Origin of the sequence: Streptomyces sp. WI03-4A, from assembly GCF_033792105.1 — a bacterium.
Classification (GTDB): domain Bacteria; phylum Actinomycetota; class Actinomycetes; order Streptomycetales; family Streptomycetaceae; genus Streptomyces; species Streptomyces collinus_A.
In genome coordinates, this window is sequence record NZ_JARAUO010000040.1 from 1 (window position 1) to 18,168 (window position 18,168).

Annotated in this window: 16 protein-coding genes; 9 read left to right on the forward strand and 7 right to left on the reverse strand. The window is 74.0% G+C overall.

The genetic code is table 11. From position 1 onward, the window contains the following. Positions 1–105 precede the first annotated feature (105 nt). Together PV343_RS31055 and rsmH are read right to left on the reverse strand one after the other, a co-directional pair. On the reverse strand, positions 106–750 hold the full coding sequence (locus PV343_RS31055; protein WP_319150370.1) for a septum formation initiator family protein: 645 nt from the start codon (positions 748–750) through the stop codon (positions 106–108). 64 nt (positions 751–814) lie between these two features. After that, entirely contained in the window at positions 815–1,771 is a 957-nt protein-coding gene (gene rsmH, locus PV343_RS31060; protein WP_319150371.1) for a 16S rRNA (cytosine(1402)-N(4))-methyltransferase RsmH, read from the reverse strand. Positions 1,772–2,190: 419 nt separating this feature from the next. On the opposite strand from rsmH, the gene PV343_RS31065 reads away from it, so the two are divergent. From PV343_RS31065 to PV343_RS31080, 4 genes are all read left to right on the forward strand, one after another. Then, positions 2,191–2,772, forward strand: coding sequence for a beta-class carbonic anhydrase (locus PV343_RS31065; protein ID WP_319150372.1), 582 nt, complete (start codon positions 2,191–2,193; stop codon positions 2,770–2,772). 219 nt (positions 2,773–2,991) lie between these two features. Continuing rightward, positions 2,992–4,032 (forward strand): AAA family ATPase, encoded by a 1,041-nt coding sequence (locus PV343_RS31070; protein WP_319150373.1) that lies wholly within the window; start codon positions 2,992–2,994, stop codon positions 4,030–4,032. Further along, complete coding sequence (locus PV343_RS31075; RefSeq protein WP_319150374.1) at positions 4,032–5,393, forward strand: DUF58 domain-containing protein; 1,362 nt, start codon at positions 4,032–4,034, stop codon at positions 5,391–5,393. The genes PV343_RS31070 and PV343_RS31075 overlap by 1 nt, the downstream gene beginning before the upstream one ends. Beyond that, on the forward strand, positions 5,390–7,774 hold the full coding sequence (locus tag PV343_RS31080; RefSeq protein WP_319150375.1) for a DUF3488 and transglutaminase-like domain-containing protein: 2,385 nt from the start codon (positions 5,390–5,392) through the stop codon (positions 7,772–7,774). Before PV343_RS31075 ends, PV343_RS31080 begins: the two co-directional genes overlap by 4 nt. A gap of 94 nt (positions 7,775–7,868) precedes the next feature. Here the strand turns inward: PV343_RS31080 and PV343_RS31085 are convergent, their stop codons facing one another. The 3 genes from PV343_RS31085 to PV343_RS31095 all read right to left on the reverse strand — a co-directional run bounded on the left by PV343_RS31085 (position 7,869) and on the right by PV343_RS31095 (position 10,050). After that, positions 7,869–8,258, reverse strand: a complete 390-nt coding sequence (locus PV343_RS31085) for a DUF3040 domain-containing protein (protein WP_319150376.1) — start codon at positions 8,256–8,258, stop codon at positions 7,869–7,871. 276 nt (positions 8,259–8,534) lie between these two features. Beyond that, on the reverse strand, positions 8,535–9,305 hold the full coding sequence (locus tag PV343_RS31090) for a methyltransferase (protein ID WP_319150377.1): 771 nt from the start codon (positions 9,303–9,305) through the stop codon (positions 8,535–8,537). Between the two features lie 181 nt (positions 9,306–9,486). Beyond that, complete coding sequence (locus PV343_RS31095; RefSeq protein WP_319150378.1) at positions 9,487–10,050, reverse strand: SAV_6107 family HEPN domain-containing protein; 564 nt, start codon at positions 10,048–10,050, stop codon at positions 9,487–9,489. Positions 10,051–10,217: 167 nt separating this feature from the next. Here PV343_RS31095 and PV343_RS31100 point away from each other — a divergent pair, with 167 nt between their 5' ends. The 5 genes from PV343_RS31100 to PV343_RS31120 all read left to right on the forward strand — a co-directional run bounded on the left by PV343_RS31100 (position 10,218) and on the right by PV343_RS31120 (position 16,251). After that, entirely contained in the window at positions 10,218–10,943 is a 726-nt protein-coding gene (locus PV343_RS31100; protein WP_319150379.1) for an ATP-binding cassette domain-containing protein, read from the forward strand. Further along, positions 10,915–12,999, forward strand: coding sequence for a YhgE/Pip domain-containing protein (locus PV343_RS31105; protein ID WP_319150380.1), 2,085 nt, complete (start codon positions 10,915–10,917; stop codon positions 12,997–12,999). The genes PV343_RS31100 and PV343_RS31105 overlap by 29 nt, the downstream gene beginning before the upstream one ends. 47 nt (positions 13,000–13,046) lie before the next feature. Next, a complete protein-coding gene (locus PV343_RS31110) occupies positions 13,047–13,676 on the forward strand; it encodes a TetR/AcrR family transcriptional regulator (protein WP_319150381.1) in 630 nt (209 codons plus the stop codon). 361 nt (positions 13,677–14,037) lie between these two features. Next, positions 14,038–14,667 (forward strand): DUF4126 domain-containing protein, encoded by a 630-nt coding sequence (locus PV343_RS31115; protein WP_319150382.1) that lies wholly within the window; start codon positions 14,038–14,040, stop codon positions 14,665–14,667. A gap of 57 nt (positions 14,668–14,724) precedes the next feature. Continuing rightward, positions 14,725–16,251: an NAD(P)/FAD-dependent oxidoreductase gene (locus PV343_RS31120; RefSeq protein WP_319150383.1), complete on the forward strand. Its 1,527-nt coding sequence runs from the start codon at positions 14,725–14,727 to the stop codon at positions 16,249–16,251. Positions 16,252–16,276: 25 nt separating this feature from the next. Here PV343_RS31120 and PV343_RS31125 read toward each other — a convergent pair whose 3' ends face one another. After that, complete coding sequence (locus tag PV343_RS31125; RefSeq protein WP_319150384.1) at positions 16,277–17,182, reverse strand: hypothetical protein; 906 nt, start codon at positions 17,180–17,182, stop codon at positions 16,277–16,279. A 56-nt stretch (positions 17,183–17,238) separates the two neighbouring features. After that, positions 17,239–18,162, reverse strand: coding sequence for a methylenetetrahydrofolate reductase [NAD(P)H] (metF, locus tag PV343_RS31130; protein WP_319150385.1), 924 nt, complete (start codon positions 18,160–18,162; stop codon positions 17,239–17,241). Between the last annotated feature and the right edge of the window lie 6 nt (positions 18,163–18,168).

Below are 18,168 nucleotides of genomic sequence, written 5' to 3' on the forward strand. Positions count from 1 at the left end.
GCCGGGCGCCGGGCCCGGGCTGGCGCCGGACGGGGCCCCTCGGACGGGGCGGCTTCGCGGGGCCGGGCACGCGGCGGCGCGGCGGTTCCCTGTCGGACACTTCCGTCACCTGCCGGGGGTCGGGGTGGGTGCGGGCTGGAGGGTGGTGAGCGGCGCCACGACCGCCGGCGCGCCGGGCGCCTGGGCCGGGGCGGTGGGGGTGGACGGAGCCGCGGGGTCGGCCGGGTCCGCGGGGTTCGCCGGGACCGCGGGGTCCGCGGGGTTCGCCGGGTCCGCGGGGGGCTGCGCCGGGGTGGCCGAGGTGGCGGGGCTCGCGGAGGCACCGGGTCCTGCGGCCGGGGCGATGCTCTCCGGGGCGAGCGGGTCGGTGAGGGCGGCGGGCTCGGGACCGGCCGCGTTCGGCACGCCCTTGACGGTGCCGCCGGGACCGAGGAAGGCCGGGTCACCACCCGGGACCATGCCCAGCTCACGGGCGCGGCGCTGCAGGGCGTCGGGGGACGAGTAGGCGTCGATGTCCCGTTGCAGCGCCTGTTCCTCGTCGGTGAGGTTCTTCGTCCGCTTCTGCAGGGCGTCGAGCTTGAACGAGCCTTCGCTCAGGGCGGAGTTCAGCACCAGCAGCCCGATGAGACCGCCGCCGAGCAGCAGGACGACGAGAAGGACGAACGGGGCGCGGGCCGCCCGGGCACGGCCGACCGGGAAGAGCCGGGCGAGCCGGGCCGCCCTCCCCTTGAGTTCGGGTTTCCTGCTCACTGGTCCTCCGGTGGCTCCGGCGCGCCGACGGGTGCGTCCGGAAACCCAACCGACCCGGTTCCGCTCACTCGGCGTCCTCCCTGATCCGCTCGGCGCCCCGCAGCCTGGCCGGGGCGGCCCTGCGGTTCTCGGCGATCTCTTCCTCGGTGGGAAGTTCGGCACCGCGCGTGAGCAGCTTGAGCCGCGGCTGGTAGCGCTCGGGCACGACCGGCAGTCCGGGCGGCGCGGTGGACGCGGCGCCGGCCGCGAACACCTGCTTCACCAGCCGGTCCTCCAGCGAGTGGTACGACAGCACGGCGACGCGGCCGCCGACGTCGAGCGCCTTGACCGCGGCCGGGATCGCCCGTTCCAGGACGGACAGTTCGCCGTTGACCTCGATGCGCAGGGCCTGGAAGGTGCGCTTGGCCGGGTTGCCGCCGGTGCGCTTGGCGGCCTGCGGCAGCGCGTCCCGGATCAGCTCGACGAGCCGCGCGCTGTTGTCGAACGGCTCCTTCTCGCGCTCGCGGACGATGGCGGAGACGATCCGCTTGGCCTGCTTCTCCTCGCCGTAGGCGCGCAGGATGCGCACCAGTTCGCCCGGCGGGTAGGTGTTGAGGACCTCGGCGGCGCTGATGCCGGTCGTCTGGTCCATGCGCATGTCGAGGGGCGCGTCCTGGGCGTAGGCGAAGCCCCGGTCGGCCTCGTCCAGCTGCATGGAGGAGACACCGAGGTCGAACAGGACGCCCCGCACGCGCGGGACGCGCAGCCGGTCCAGCACCTCGGGCAGCTCGTCGTAGACGGCGTGCACGAGGGTGGCGCGTTCACCGAAGGGGGCGAGCCGCTCGCCGGAGAGCCGCAGTGCCTCCTTGTCGCGGTCGAGGCCGATCAGCCGCGCCTCGGGGAACCGGGTCAGCAGCGCCTCGCTGTGGCCGCCGAGGCCGAGGGTGCAGTCGACGACCACCGCTCCCGGCCGCTCCAGCGCGGGTGCCAGCAGGTCCAGGCACCGCTGGAGCATCACCGGGACGTGTCGACTCTGGCTCAAGGGGGCCTCTCAGGTCCGGCGGGCGGTACGCACCGCCGGGTCCCCGCCCGCTCTGTGAAGGGGTGGCCTGCCGGCGCCGGAAGCGTCAGCCGACCGGGAGCGGGAGGAGGCCGAGCCGTACGTACGCGCCGCGCACGCGGGGAGACGGTCCGGGTGTCGTGCCGGGGTCTCCTGGGGTTTCACCAGCAGGGAGAGCCGCGCCTCCCGCTTCGCGCCACTTTAGTCCACCGTGTCGCGCGGTCAATCAACCGGCCTGCGCGTCGCGTACCGCATCCCGGCACGGTCCGCACTTCGGGCGGATTCACCCTCGCGGGCCCTGTTTGCCCTCCGTGTGGATCAGCTCACCACGCGCCACGGTGACGTACTTCATCCGCTCTCCCACCCGGCCGGGACCTCGGGTGACCAGTAGTGTCGTGGCCATGACGACTTCGGCAGCAGCTCCCACCGGGTCCGCAGACACCGGGTCCGGCGGTACCGGGTCCGGCGACGGCGCCACCGCGGGCGGGGGCACCGTCACGGACCGCCTGGTCGAGGCCAACGAGCACTACGCCGCCGCGTTCCGGGACCCGGGCATGGACGCCCGGCCGGTCCTGCGCGTCGCGGTCGTGGCCTGCATGGACGCCCGGATCGACCTGCACAGGGCGCTCGGCCTGCAACTCGGCGACTGCCACACGATCCGCAACGCCGGCGGTGTCGTCACCGACGACGTGATCCGCTCCCTGACCATCAGCCAGCGCGCGCTCGGCACCCGCAGCGTCGTGCTGATCCACCACACCGGCTGCGGCATGCAGACCCTCACCGAGGACTTCCGGCACGACCTGGAGATGGAGGTCGGCCAGCGCCCGTCCTGGGCCGTGGAGGCCTTCCGTGACGCCGACCAGGACGTGCGGCAGTCGATGCGGCGCGTGCGCACCTCGCCGTTCCTGCCGCACACCGACGACGTGCGCGGCTTCGTCTTCGACGTGACGACCGGCCGGCTGCGCGAGATCGACCCGGCTTGAACGCGCCACCGCACCGCGAGAGCCCGCCGAAAAGAACGCAAGCCCGACATAGTGCGGGCAGTTGTCCACAGGCGAGTGACACGAATCGGTAACGGCAGCAAGAATGCGGGGTGTGGACGTCACGTGGAACCTTTTCCACGCGGTGTCCGTGTTTTCGGGGTGGGCCGGTTTCGCATCGCAGAGCGTCGGCCCGAGTAAGAACGGGCCGAGGAGGGCCGGGTGACGACCTATGACGATCGAGCGAGCCTCACTGATCTGACCGCCACTGTGGAGCGGGTGCGCAGGTCGGTGGAGGGTGTGATCGAGGGCAAGCCCGAGGTCGTACGGCTTTCGCTGACCGTACTGCTCGCCGAGGGACACCTTTTGATCGAGGATGTCCCCGGCGTGGGCAAGACGATGCTGGCCAAGGCGCTGGCGCGGTCCATCGACTGCTCGGTGCGGCGTATCCAGTTCACGCCCGACCTGCTGCCGTCGGACATCACCGGTGTGTCCATCTGGGACCAGCAGCGCCGGGACTTCGAGTTCAAGCCGGGCGCCATCTTCGCCCAGATCGTGATCGGCGACGAGATCAACCGCGCCTCCCCCAAGACCCAGTCGGCGCTGCTGGAGTCCATGGAGGAGCGGCAGGTCACCATCGACGGGCACAGCTACGAACTGCCCAGTCCCTTCATGGTGGTGGCCACGCAGAACCCGGTCGAGATGGAGGGCACCTACCCGCTGCCCGAGGCCCAGCGCGACCGCTTCATGGCCCGGGTCTCGGTCGGGTACCCGAGCGTCGAGGCCGAGCTGCAGATGCTGGACGTGCACGGCGGCGTCTCCCCGCTGGAGGACCTCCAGCCGGTGGCGCACGCGCACGAGATCGTGAAGCTGATCGAGGCGGTGCGCGGGGTGCACGTCTCCGAGGCGGTGCGCCGGTACGCGGTCGAGCTGGTCGCGGCCACGCGCAGCCACCCCGACCTGAGACTGGGCGCCTCCCCGCGCGCGACGCTGCACCTGCTGCGCGCCGCCAAGGCGTCCGCCGCCCTGGCCGGCCGGGAGTACGCGCTGCCGGACGACGTGCAGGCGCTCGCGGTCGCGGTCCTCGCGCACCGGCTGCTGCCCACCGCCCAGGCGCAGCTCAACCGCCGCACGGCCGAACAGGTCGTGCAGGAGATCATCCAGCACACGGCCGTCCCCGCGGCACCGGGCCAGCAGCCGGGCTTCGGCGGCCTCGGCCGCACCATCCCGGCCTATCCCCAGCAGCCCCCGCGGGGTCTGTGATGAGCGCCGGGGGGGCCGGGCAGGCGGAGGCCGACCGCGGGGAGGCGGGCGGGATCCGTACGGCCCTGGCGGGGCTCACCACCCGCGGGCGCTCCTTCCTGGCCGCCGGGATCGCCGCCGCGATCTGCGCGTACGTGCTGGGCCAGAGCGACCTGCTGCGGGTGGGCCTGCTGCTGGCCGTCCTGCCCCTGCTCTGCGCCGGCGTGCTCCACCGCACCCGCCACCGGGTGGCCGGGCACCGCCGGCTCTCCCCCGCGCGCGTGCCCGCGGGCGCCGAGGCCCGGGTGCACCTGCGGATGGACAACGTCTCCCGGCTGCCCACCGGGCTGCTGATGCTCCAGGACCGGGTGCCCTACGTGCTCGGGCCCCGGCCGCGCTTCGTGCTGGACCGGGTGGAGCCGGGCGGCCGCCGCGAGGTGTCCTACCGGGTCCGCTCCGACCTGCGCGGCCGCTATCCGCTGGGCCCCCTGCAGCTGCGCCTGACCGACCCGTTCGGGATGTGCGAGCTGACCCGCGCCTTCTCCACGTTCGACACGCTGACCGTCATCCCGCGGGTGGACCCGCTGGCTCCGGTCCGGCTCAGCGGCGAGGCCAAGGGGTACGGCGACGGACGGCAGCGCGCGCTGGCCCTGGCGGGCGAGGACGACGTGATCCCGCGCGGGTACCGCTACGGCGACGACCTGCGCCGGGTGCACTGGCGTTCCACCGCGCGCTACGGCGAGCTGATGGTGCGCCGCGAGGAGCAGCCCCGGCGCTCGCGCTGCACGGTCCTGCTGGACACCCGGGCCATCGGTTACGAGGGCGCCGGCCCCGACTCGGCCTTCGAGTGGGCCGTCTCGGGCGCCGCGTCGGTCCTGGTGCACATGCTGGAGCGGGGCTTCACGGTGCGGCTGCTGACGGACAACGGCAGCTCGGTGCCCGGGGAGGGCGCCGACGGGTTCGCGGGCACCGGCCAGAACTCCGCGGACGCGGCCGGGCTGATGATGGACACCCTGGCGGTGATCGACCACTCCGACGGAACCGGCCTGTCCCGGGCGTACGACCTGCTGCGCGGCGGGAACGAGGGACTGCTGGTCGCCTTCCTGGGAGACCTGGACGAGGATCAGGCCGCGGTGGTCGCCCGGATGCGCCAGCGCAGCGGCGCCGCCGTCGCCTTCGTGCTGGACCCCGGCACCTGGGCGCGGGAGGCGACCGACGTGCCGGGGCCGGGCGAGCGGCCCGCGGAGCGGCTGCGCATGCTGCGCGAGGCGGGCTGGACGGCGCTGGGTGTGCCGCGCGGCGCCTCGCTGAACGGTCTGTGGCGGCAGGCGGACCGGGAACGCTCCGGGCTGACCTCCGTGAGCGGGGAGGCACCGGTATGAGCGGGCGGGCACGACTGGCCCTGTGCGCGGCGGCGGCCACCCTCATGGCCTCGTGCGCGCTGCTGCCCCTGGTCGACCAGCCGACCTGGCTGTTCCAGGCGGTCCTGCTGGTCGCGGTGCAGACCGGCGTCGGGGCGGCGGCCCGGCGGGTGCCGCTGGCCCGGCCGCTGACGGTGGCGGCGCAGGTAGCGGTCACGTTGATGCTGCTGACCCTGGTCTTCGCCCGGCAGCAGGCGGTCCTCGGGGTCCTCCCCGGTCCCGGTACCGTCGGGCACTTCGCCGACCTGCTCCGGCAGGGCTCGGACGACGTCGGCCGGTACGCGATCCCGGCACCGCTCACCGACGGCATCAAGCTGCTGCTGGTCGGCGGTGTCCTGGTGATCGGCCTGCTGGTGGACACACTCGCGGTGACGTTCCGCAGCGCGGCCCCGGCCGGGCTGCCACTGCTCGCGCTGTACTCGGTGGCCGCCGGGCTGTCCGACGGCGCCGGCTGGCTGTGGTTCCTGATCGCGGCGGCCGGCTATCTGATGCTGCTGCTCGCCGAGGGCCGGGACCGGCTGGCCCAGTGGGGCCGGGTCTTCGGCGGCCCGGCCCGCGCCCCGGGCGAGCCGGACGGCGGCGCGGTGGCCCCGGTGCGCACCGGGCGGCGGATCGGCGCGGTCGCCCTCGGCGTCGCCCTGGTGGTGCCGCTGGCGCTGCCCGCGATGCAGGGCGGTCTGCTGGAGGGCACCGGAGCTGGCGTCGGCGCGGGTCACGGGAACGGCGGCACGATCTCCGCGGTCAACCCGCTGGTGTCGCTGCGCGACAGCCTGAACGTGGACAACGACCGCCGGGTGCTGTCGCTGAGGACGAGTTCCGGCGATCTGTCGGACATGTACCTGCGGATCGTGTCCCTGGACGACTTCGACGGCACCACCTGGAAGCCCTCCCAGCGGCACATCGTCGACGTGCCGGACGTCTTCCCGACGCCCGCCGGTCTGGGCCCGGACGTCAAGCGGACCACGGTGCGCACCACGGTGACGGCGGCGGACTGGTACGCGCAGGACTGGCTGCCGATGCCGTACCCGCCGAGCGGTGTGCGGATCAGCGGGAACTGGCGGTACGAGCCGGCCGGCATGACCCTGGTGGGCGACCACGGGCAGAACACCCGGGGTGAGACCTACCAGGTCAAGAGCCTGCACGTGCAGCCCACCGCCGAGCAGCTGGCCGCCGCCGGGCAGCCGCCCGCCGTCCTGAAGCGCGAGTACACCAAGGTGCCGTCCAGGCTGCCGAAGGTGGTGTCCAGGACCGCCGAGGAGGTCACCGCGGGCGCGGCGAGCCACTACGAGGAGGCGGTCAAGCTCCAGGAGTACTTCGCGGTCAACGGCGGCTTCCAGTACGACACCCAGGTGGAGGTCGGCCGGGGCCCGGACGCGATCGCGAACTTCCTGGAGAAGAAGCAGGGCTTCTGCGTCCACTTCTCCTTCGCGATGGCGGCGATGGCCCGCACGCTCGGCATCCCGGCCCGGGTGGCGGTGGGCTTCGCGCCCGGCACCCCGCAGGCGGACGGCTCGGTCTCGGTGTCCCTGAAGGACGCGCACGCCTGGCCCGAGCTGTATTTCGAGGGCGTGGGCTGGACCCGCTTCGAGCCGACCCCGACCCGGGGCACCGTGCCGTCGTACACCCAGTCGGACACCCCCGGCACCTCGCAGCCGGACGAGGCGCTGCCGTCCAGGAACGCCTCCCCGGCACCCTCGGCGTCGGCCTCGGAGAGCGAGAGCTGCAGCGCAAAGCTGCGCAAGCTGGACGCGTGCGACAGCCCGTCCGCCGCGGCGGCGGCGCACAGCGGTGGCGGGGACTCCTGGCATCTGCTGGGCCTCGGGCTGATCGCGCTGGCCGTGCTGGCCGCGCTGGCGGTCCCGCTGGCGCCGATGCTGTGGCGGACACGGCTGCGGTCGGTCCGGCTCGGCGCGCACGCCCGGACCGAGGAAGGGGCGGCGACGCACACGCTGGCCGCCTGGCAGGAGCTGACGGACAGCGCCTGGGACCTCGGCATCCCGCCGGACGAGTCGCAGACCGCGCGCAAGGCGGCCGCCCGGATCGTCCGTCTCGGGCACCTCGACCCGGTGGCCGGGGCCGCGGTGCACCGGGTGGCGGACGCGCTGGAGCAGGTGCTGTACGCGCCGCGGCCGCGCCCGGCGGCGGGTCTGGCCGAGGACGTACGCCGGGTGATCGCCGCGCTGAACGGCGCGGCGGGCCGGCGGACCCGGCTGCGGGCGCTGTTCGCGCCGCGCTCCGCCGCGCGGGTGCTCTGGGCGCTCGCGGCCCGGTGGGCCGCGGTCAGGGCGCGTGCGGCGGCGGCCCGCCCGGCACTGCGCAAGCCGTCAGGGCAGCAGGGCTGAGGGAAGGGCCCGGGCGCGTGCCCGGGCCTGCCGCAGGGACACGTGAAGGGGTGACCACCTGGTGGTGGTCACCCCTTCACGGATGTCTGTGGCGTCAGTGGCCCTGCTGCTCGTCCCGGCGGCGCTGCCAGCGCTGCTCGATCCGGTCCATCATGGAGCGCTTGGGCCGCACCTGGCTGCGTACGGCGCCCGCCGCGGGCTGTTCACCGGGTTTGGGGGCCTTGCGCCAGCCCGTGACGGCGAGGACGGCGCAGCCCAACATGACGAGGAAGCCCACCACGCTGACCCAGATCTGCTTGGCCACCATTCCGGCCATGAGGAGCGCGATACCCACGAGGAAGCCCGCGACCGCCTGGTAGACCCGCCGCCGGGTGTACGTCCGCAGCCCACTTCCCTCAAGCGCCGACGCGAACTTGGGATCTTCGGCGTACAGCGCTCGCTCCATCTGCTCGAGCATGCGCTGCTCGTGCTCCGAGAGCGGCACGGAGTCCTCCTCATCGTGCGGTCGCCGGGGCGACCCGGGGGGTCCCTTCAGGATAGGCAGGGAATCGCCCCCGTGAAACCCGCCCCTCTACGCCAACAGGCCAACCGAAATCCGCCATGAGCGTCCCGGCTCGCTGAGGCTTCCATTCCCCGGCGGCCGACCCGTCATGCCGGACGGTGTGCCTCGATCATACGGCGCAAACCGCTCGATCGGGGGGCTTGTGGCGTACTCCATGTGCCGTCGCGCCCCTGATCAGCGACCGGTCCCGCCGTGCGCTCAGGCCTCCGGCGCCCCTCGTGTCTCACCCAGCACGTGGAGCTGGGTGGCCACCGAGTGGAAGGCGGACAGCTCGGCCGCCGCGGCCTCCAGCCTCAGCAGCGCGTCGAGGGCACCGGGCTCGGTGTCGACCAGGACGCCCGGCACGAGGTCGGCGAAGACCCGTACGCCGTGCACGGCACCGACCCGGAGGCCGGCGTCCTCCACCAGCGTGGTGAGCTGCTCGGCGGTGAAGCGGCGCGGCATCGGGTCGCCGGCGCCCCAGCGGCCCTCGGGGTCCTCCAGGGCCTGCTTGGCCTCCTTGAAGTGGCCGGCCAGGGCCCGGGCGAGGACGGCCCCGCCGAGACCGGCGGCGAGCAGGCTGAGGACGCCCTCGGAGCGCAGCGCGGCGACCGCGTTGCGGATGCCCTCGGCCGGGTCGTCCACGTACTCCAGGACGCCGTGGCACAGGACCGCGTCGTAGCCGCCGCGCCCGACGACGTCGAACAGGCCGTGGACGTCGCCCTGGACGCCCGTGACCCGGTCGGCGACGCCGGCCTCGGCGGCGCGGCGCTCCAGCGCGAACAGGGCGTTCGGGCTGGGGTCGACGACGGTGACGCGGTGCCCGAGGCGGGCGAGCGGCACGGCGAAGTTGCCGCTGCCGCCCCCGGTGTCGAGGACGTCCAGCGCGTCCCGCCCCGTGGCCTTGACCCGGCGGTCGAGGGCGTCCTGAAGGACCTCCCAGACCACGGCGGTACGGAGGGAGGCGCGGGGGCGCATCGGGTCCGACACGTCAGTTGACTCCTCGGCGCGGCACCGCCTGTTGCCCGGCGGCGCGAACGGGGTGCCTCCCCGGCCCGGTCGCGGGTGGAGGGAAGGCTTCAGGCGCTGTCCACCCTATTGCCTCCGCCGCCGTGGCCGGTCATCACGGGGGCGGGCGCCCGTGTCCGTCTCGTACGGCGGACACCTCGGGTCAGCCCGCGTCCGGGAGGTCACCGCGGGCCGGCGGCCCGGGTGACTCGTCGGCGTCCTGCCGGGGCTGGGGCAGGACGGGCTGGAGCACCAGCATCCGCTCGACGATGCGGACGAACATCGCCACGTCGCGTATCAGGTCGTCGGCGTCGCGCCGGCCGGCCGCTCCCTGGATGCCCGCCTCGGCGCGGGCGCGGCGGGCGGCGCCGGAGGCGAAGAGGGCGCTCCACTCGGTGAGTTCGGGGGCGATCTCGGGCAGCACCTCCCAGGCGCTGCGGATCCGGGCCCGGCGGCGCGGGGACGGCTCCGGGCGGCCGCGGGCGGCGAGCACGGCGGCGGCGGTGCGCAGGGCGGCCAGGTGGGCCGTGGCGTACCGCTCGTTGGGTGTTTCCAGGCGGTCGGCCTCCTCGAGTCCGGCGCGTGCCTGGGCGAGCAGGTCGAGGGCGGCGGGCGGGGCCGTGGCCCGGCGGAGCACGGGGTGGACGTCGCTCGCCGGTCCGGTCAGTGAGGGGGCAGGGCCGGTGGCGCGGCGCCGGTGGGCGGCGGCTGCGGACGAGTTGGCCATGACGAACCTCCTGTCGTCTGGGTGACGGCACGGGTGCCGTATGTGCCCATCGTGAGGTATGGCACTGACAATCCGATCTGACCTGCGCCTTTGCCTCGATCGTAGGTTCGGGCGTATTTTTGCACTGACCAGTCAGTTCAAATATTGTCTAGCACGCAGGGGGGCTTGTGGACGGCGTGCACGTCACGGCCGACGGGCTCGGACTCAAGGGGCCGCGGGGGTGGGCCTTCCGCGGCATCACCCTGGCGGCGGAGCCCGGCTCGCTCATCGCCATCGAGGGACCGTCCGGCTCCGGCCGGACGAGTCTGCTGCTCTCGCTCACCGGACGGATGAAGCCCACCGAAGGAGTCGCCACGGTGGGCGAGTTCAAACTTCCCCGGCACATGGCGGCCGTGCGCCGGATCGGCGCCGTGGCCAACGTGGCCGGGGTCACCGACCTCGAACCGGCCCTGACCGTCGGGGAGCACCTGCGCGAGCGCGCCCTGGTGCAGCGCAGGTTCGGCGACTCCCTGCGCGAGCTGAGGCGGCCGCGGGCGCAGCGCCGGCACGAGGCACGGCTGCGCGTCGACGCGGCCCTGGCCGCCGCCGGGCTCGACCCGGAGACGCTGCCCAAGGGCTCCCGGACGGCCGTACGGGACCTGGAGCGCCCGCAGGAGCTGCGGCTGTCCCTCGCGCTGGCCCTGCTCGGCGCGCCCCGGCTGATCGCCGTCGACGACGTCGAGATGAAGCTGTCGGACGGCGAACGCGCCGAGGTCTGGGAGCTGTTGCGCTCCCTCACGCGCGCGGGGACGACGGTCGTGGCCGTGTGCCGCACCGCTCCCGAGGACTGCGTCCGCGTCTCCACCGCGGGAAAGGAGGCGGCCGATGCGCTCGCCGAGGCTCGCCGCGCTTGAGCTGAGGCGCTTCGGGCGGGGGAAGCTGCCGCGCGCCGCCCTGGTCGCGCTGCTCGTGCTGCCCCTGCTCTACGGCGCCCTGTACCTGTGGTCCTTCTGGGACCCCTACGGCCGTCTCGACCGCATCCCGGTGGCCCTGGTGAACGACGACAAGGGCGCCACGGCGGGCGGGAAGAGGATCACCGCCGGCGACGACCTCGTGGACGGGCTGCGCGGGAGCCGGACCTTCGAGTGGCACCGGGTGAGCGACGCCGAGGCCCGGCGCGGCGTCGAGGACGGCACCTACTACCTGTCCCTGACGATGCCGTCCGACTTCAGCCGGCGGATCGCCTCCAGCTCGGGCGACTCGCCCCGGCCGGGCGCGCTGCGGGTGCGGACCAACGACGCGAACAACTACATCGTCGGGCAGATCTCCCGGTCGGTGTTCAGCGAGGTCCGCTCGGCCGCGTCCAAAAAGGCGTCCCGCACCTTCCTTGACCGCATCTTCATCTCCTTCTCCTCCATCCACGACAAGACCGTGACGGCCGCCGAGGGCGCCGACCGGCTCAAGGGCGGCCTCGGAAAGGCGGAGAAGGGCTCCAAGGACCTCGCCGACGGCCTGAAGGACGCCAAGAACGGCAGCTCGAAGCTCTCCACGGGCCTGACGAAGCTCACCAAGGGCGCGGGCGACCTGGAGAACGGCTCACGACGGGTCGCCGACGGCACGCAGGCCCTCGCCGACAACGTCAACGGCGTCTACGCAAAGGCCGGCCCGTTCCTCAAGGGCAACGAGAAGACCATCGGGGACACCGCACGGCTGGTCGCCGACTCGGCCGACGCGGTGCGCCACAACCTCGCCGTCCTGGTGAAGCTCGCCCCGGGCGCGGCGAAGACCGCCCACGCCGCCTCGGCCGCCCTGGACGAGGTCTACAAGGCGCGCTGCGAGACCGCCGTCGTCCCGGACCCCGCCTGCTCCGACCTGAAGAAGGCCAGGCAGGCGGCCGCCGACGTGGCCGAGGTCGCCGACGACCTCAACACCCTGATCGCCGATCAGGACGGCGACCTGAAGACGATGCGGGCCAACCTCGGCACGCTCCAGAAGCAGGCCCGGGCCCTGTCCGCCCGCGCACCGCACCTCTACGAGGACGTGGACGACGCCGTCCGCCGGATCAACAAGCTGAACGACGGCGCCGCCCGGGTCGCCGCGGGCGCCAAGAAGCTGCACGCCGGGCTCGGCACCGCCGAGACGGGCGCGGACAAACTGGACCAGGGAATCGGCACGGCCGCCGCCGGCGCGCAGACGCTGAACGGCGGCATGTACAAGCTCGTCGACGGCTCCGGGAAGCTCTCCGGCGGTCTGCACGACGGGGCGAAGAAGATCCCCGACTACGACAAGCAGGGCCGCGACAAGCGCACCGGGGTGATGGCCGACCCGGTCCAGCTCGCCTCGCACGACCTGCACAAGGCCGGCAACTACGGCACCGGCTTCGCCCCGTACTTCATCCCGCTGTCCCTGTGGGTGGGCGCGATGGTGGCCTACATGCTGATCACGCCGCTCAACCGGCGTGCCCTCGCGGCGGGTTCGCCGGCCTGGCGGATCGCGCTGGCCGGCTGGCTGCCGGTGGTCGCGGTCGGCGTGCTGCAGACGGCCGCCCTGATGGCCGTGCTGCACTGGGCGATCGGGCTGCGGATGGTGCGGGCGGCCGGGACGGTCGGCTTCCTGTTCCTCGTGGCGGCCTGCTTCGCGGCGCTCGTGCAGTGGCTGAACGCGCGCTTCGGCTCGGCCGGCCGGATCCTCGTCCTGGCCTTGCTGATGCTCCAGCTGACCTCGGCGGGCGGCACCTACCCGGTGCAGACCAGCCCCGGGTTCTTCAACGCCGTCCACCCGTTCCTGCCGATGAGCTACATCGTGGCGGCCCTGCGCCGGCTGATCACGGGCGGCGGGCTCGGTCCGGTGTGGCAGGCGTGCGCCGTGCTGACCGCGTTCACCGCGGGCGCCCTCGCCCTGACAGCGCTCGCGGCCCGGCGCCGCCAGGTGTGGACGCTGGACCGGCTGCACCCGGAGCTGAGCCTGTGATCCGGGGGAAGTCCCCGCACGCGCGCGTACCTGTGACAATCAGGGCCATGGAAAGCAGCAGCGCCACGACCGGCGGCGGCACGCGCCGCGAGGCCACCCGGCAGAAGCTCTACGAGGCGGCCGTCACGCTCATCGCCGAGCAGGGCTTCTCCGCCACCACCGTGGACGAGATCGCCGAGCGGGCCGGGGTCGCGAAGGGCACGGTGTACTACAACTTCGCGAGCAAGTCGGTGCTCTTCGAGGAGCTGCTGCGGCACGGCGTGGGCCTGCTCACCGCCTCCCTGCGGGAAGCCGCCGAGCGGACCGCGGCCGAGGGCGGCGACAAGGTGGACGCGCTGGACGCGATGGTCCGCGCGGGCCTGGTCTTCATCGACCGCTACCCGGCCTTCACCCAGCTCTACGTGGCCGAGCTGTGGCGCACCAACCGCGCCTGGCAGTCCACGCTGATGGTGGTGCGGCAGGAGGCCGTGGCCGTCGTGGAGGGGGTGCTGCGCGACGGGGTGGCGGCCGGGGAGTTCAGCGGGGAGATCGACATCCAGCTCACCGCGGCCGCGCTGGTCGGCATGGTGCTGGTGGCCGCCCTGGACTGGAAGTCCTTCCAGCCGGAGCGCTCCCTGGACGACGTCCACGCCGCGCTGTCCCGGCTGCTCCAGGGACGGGTGAGCGGGAGGCGCTGAGGCCGCGCGCGCCGGAGCGCGGGCCGAGCGGGCGGAGGGGGCGCCGGTCCGCCGCCGGACCGGCGCCCCCTCCGAGCCCCCGTTTCCCCGCTTCCCCGTTCCCCCGTGGTGGTCCGCCGCGGGTCCCCCGTGTCTCGCTTCCGCCGACGGATCGGCGGAAGGAGCGGCGAGGGCGCGGACGCCGTTCCGCCGCCCCGTGTCGGCGGTGCCGGGCCGCGCTCCCTGCCGTGCCTCCACTCTCCCGTCCGCCCGGGGCCCGGCCCATCCGCGCGCGTACTCATCCGGGCGTCTGAGTACCCGTACTCACCTCCGCGCGCTGGGGCCGACGACGCCGGCCCGCCACCTCGCTACCATCGCTCCCGTGTCGGTACTCCCTCTGGTCTTCACCAGCGGCTGGGCCAGCGGCGTCAACGCCTACGCGGTGGTGCTGCTGCTCGGCCTCCTCGGCGCGGCGGGCGTGAGCGACGACGTCCCGCAGACGCTGCAGCGGCCCGAGGTCCTGATCGTGGCCGGCGTGCTGTTCCTCTGCGAGGCGGTCGCCGACAAGATCCCGTACGTCGACTCGGCGTGGGACGCGGTGCACACGGTCGTCCGGCCGCTCGCGGGCGCCTGGGTCGGAGCGCTGCTCGCCGGGCACGGCGGCTCGCTGCCCGACGCGGCGGCCGCGCTCATCGGCGGTTCGACCGCCCTGGCCAGTCACGGCGTCAAGGCCGGGACACGGATGGCGGTCAACACCTCGCCGGAGCCGTTCAGCAACATCGCCCTGAGTCTCGCCGAGGACCTCGGCGTGGCCGGGATCGTCTCGTTCGCCCTCTTCCATCCGGTGGCGGCGGCCTGTGTCGCGGGCGTGCTGCTGGTCTCCGGTCTCGTGGTGCTGGTGTTCCTCGTCTCCCGGATCCGGCGCTTCCTGCGGCGCCGGGCCCAGCGGCGGCGGGAGCGGCGGGCGGCCGCGCCGCTGCCGGGGCCGCCGGTGTCCGGACCGCCGGGCTGAGCACGCCGGGGCCGCCCGCGGACGGGACTGTCGGTGGCGGTCGATAAAGTCGCGGTCATGGCACGGATTGCGGTGATCGGCGCCGGGATGGGCGCGATGGCGGCCGCCGCCCGGCTGGCCGTCGCGGGCCACCGGGTGACGGTGTACGAGCGTACGGAGACGTACGGCGGCGCGGTGCGCCGCTTCGAGCGGGACGGGTTCGCCTTCGACACCGGCCCCGGGCTGCTCACCCTGCCCGCCGTCTACCGCGACCTGTTCGTCAAGACCGGCAAGGAGTCCCTGGAGGACCTGGTCGAGCTGGTCCAGGTCGACCCGGCCGCGCGGCACGTCTTCGCGGACGGCACCGCGGTGCCGCTGCCGAACGCCTCCCGCGCGGGCGTCGTCGCGGCCCTCGACGAGGCGCTGGGGGCGGGGGCAGGGCAGCGCTGGGGCGACTTCCTGGTGCGCGCCCGGGAGGCCTGGGACCGCACCCGGCGGCCGCTGCTGGAGGAGCCGCTGTGGCCCGACTGGCGGGTGCTGGGCGAGCGGGAGCCGTATCCGGCCGTGCCGCACAAGCGGCTGCTGCGCACACGGCGGGCGGGCACGCTCGCCGAGATCGGCACCTGGGAGCTGCGCGACGACCGGCTGGCGGCCCTCCTGGAGGGCCACGCGCTCGCGTACGGCCTCGATCCCCGCACCGCCCCGGCGAGTGCGGCCGTGCTGCCGTACATGGAGCACGCCTTCGGCACCTGGTACGTACGCGGTGGCGTCCGGGAGCTGGCGCGCGCGGTGTACGAGCGGTGCGTGCGGCGGCGGGTGGAGTTCGCCTTCGGTGCCGAGGTGACCGGGGTCCTGGCCGGGGACGGCCGGGCGGCGGGCGTGGAGCTGGCCGACGGCACGGTGGCCGAGGCGGACTTCGTGGTGGCCGGTGTCGCCCCGGAGGTGCTCGGCCGGCTGGTCACGGGAGCGGCGGTGCGCGGTGACGGCGAGGTCGCGCCGCAAGGGGGCACGCCGAGCCGGCTGACGGTGCTGCTGGCCCTGCGCGGCGAGCGGCCCCCGGACACGGCCCACCGGACCGTGGTGCACGCGGAGGACCGGGAGGCCGAGCTGGACCTGGTCTTCGGCGGCCCGGGAGGAACGGCGGACCGCCCGGTCCGGCCCACCGTCACCGTGCTGCGCCCCGGTGATCCGGCGCTGGTCCCGGACGCCTCCCACGAGGCGGTCGTCCTGACCTCGACGGTCCCCGCGCGGCTCGGGCAGGAGGGCGGCGCCGGCGGTGAGGCCGTCGACCGGTACGCGCGGGACATGGTCACCGTGGCCGAGCGTGCCGTGCCCGGACTGCGGGACCGCGTCCTGTGGACTCAGGTGCGCACACCGGCCTCCGTCGAGGAGGTCACGGGGGCGCCGGGCGGTGCGCTGCCCGCCCCGGCGCTCGCGGCCGCCGGCGGGCGCCTGCTGCATCCCGGCAACAGCACCGGGCTGCCCGGCCTGTTCACGGTCGGCGGCTGGTCGCACCCGGGCGGCGGGCTGCCGCACGCCGGGATGTCCGGCGCGCTGGTGGCGGGACTGATCGTGGAGGGACCGGACTTCCGGGGCTCGCAGTGATCGGGGAGCGGGCCCCGGGCACGGATCAGAAGCGGTACTGCTCGTCGTACCCGGCGCCCGGGCGCTGCTCGTTGCCCTGGTAGGGGTACGGCTGCTCCTGCGGGAGTTCGCCGCCGTAGGTCTCGTCGCTGCGCTGCTGCGGGACCCAGACCCCGCCGGCCGGGGTCTCGCCGTAGCCGCCGCCTGTGTACGTGTCCTGGCCGTAGCCCTGCTGGCCGTACTGCTGCTCGTAGCCGGTGTCGTACGAGGCGCCGCCGTAGGACTGGGTGCCGATGTAGGGGTCGGAGTAGTTGGCGTACCCCTGCTGGCCGTTGTCGTAGCCGTAGCCCTGCTGGGCGTAGCCCGAGTAGTCGTAGGCGTAGGACTGGTCGGCGCTCTGCTGCTGGGCGGCGGCCGCGTAGGCGCCGTCGCCGTAGACGCCGTAGGAGCCGGTGTCCTCGGGCATCGGCTGCGGCGCGTAGACGGCGGTGCTCTCGGCGGCCGTCTGCTCGGGCTGGCGGGCCGGGGTGAACACGTCGTCGCGGTCGTCCTCGCCGTAGCCGAGGTCGGGGCCGTGGTCGGCGTCCAGGCCGTCCCCGGCGTCGGCGGCCTCCAGGCCGGAGACCTCCAGGGCCGGTTCGTGCCGGGCGCCCCTGCCGCGCCGGCGCTTGCTGCCGGTGCCCTCGGCCTCGGCCTCGGGACGCTTGACGGCCCAGCCGGAGGCGAAGCCGCGGCGGAAGGACAGCGTGACGTAGGTCTGGCCGATCGCGAACGCGATGGCACCGGCGCCGATGACGAGCACCGACGGCATCAGCACGCCGACGACGACGCCGAGGAAGCCCGCGAAGGCGAGCAGCCGCCAGCGCAGCCTCGCCTTGTACTGCAGCAGCACCTCGCCCAGCAACCACAGTGCGACGACGCCGAACGCGATGTAGAGGACCGTCCAGCCCATGTACGCCCCTCTCCCAGTGGCCGCTACGCAGTGTGTCGTACCGCGGTGCGGCCGGTCTAGGCCTGCGGGGGGTGGTGCAGGCCCAGGTTCTCGTAGATTTCCAGGGTCGCCGTGGAGTTGTTGAGCGTGATGAAGTGCAGTCCGGGCACTCCCTCGGCCAGCAGCCGGGCGCAGAACTCCGTGGCGAACTCGATACCGATGGAGCGTACCGCCGCCGCGTCGTCCTTCGCTGTGAGGATCCGCTCTTTCAGGGCGTCCGGGAAGTGCGCGTTGCTGAGCTTGGGCAGCCGCTCCAGCATCTTCACACTGGTGACCGGCAGGACCTCGGGGATGACGGGGGTCTCGCAGCCGGCCGCCGCGACCCGGTCGCGCAGCCGCAGATACGACTCCGGCTGGAAGAACATCTGTGTGATGGCGTAGTCGGCCCCCGCACGGCACTTGTCCACGAAGTGGGCGACGTCGGTGTCCGGGTCGGTGGACCGCGGGTGCATCTCCGGGAAGGCGGCGACCCCGACGCAGAAGTCGCCCGACTCCTTGATGAGCTGGACGAGTTCGGCCGCGTAGGTCAGCCCTCGCGGGTGCGGCACCCAGTCGCCCATCGGGTCGCCGGGCGGGTCGCCGCGCACGGCCAGCATGTTGCGGATGCCCGCGTCCGCGTACTGGCCGATGATGTTGCGCAGTTCGGCGATGGAGTGGTCCACGGCGGTGAGGTGGGCGACCGGCGTGAGCGTGGTGTCCACGACGATCTGCTGGGTCTCCTTGACCGTGGTCGCGCGGGTGGACCCGCCGGCGCCGTAGGTCACGGAGACGAAGTCGGGGGCCACCGCCTCGACCCGGCGGAGCGCGTTCCACAGGCTCTTCTCGCCCTTAGGGGTCTTCGGCGCGTAGAACTCGAACGAGTACGCCGTCTTGCCGGTGGCGAGGATGTCACGCACAGTGCGTGCGCGATCAGTCCTGGTGGATGCGGTTCCGAGGGCCATACCCGC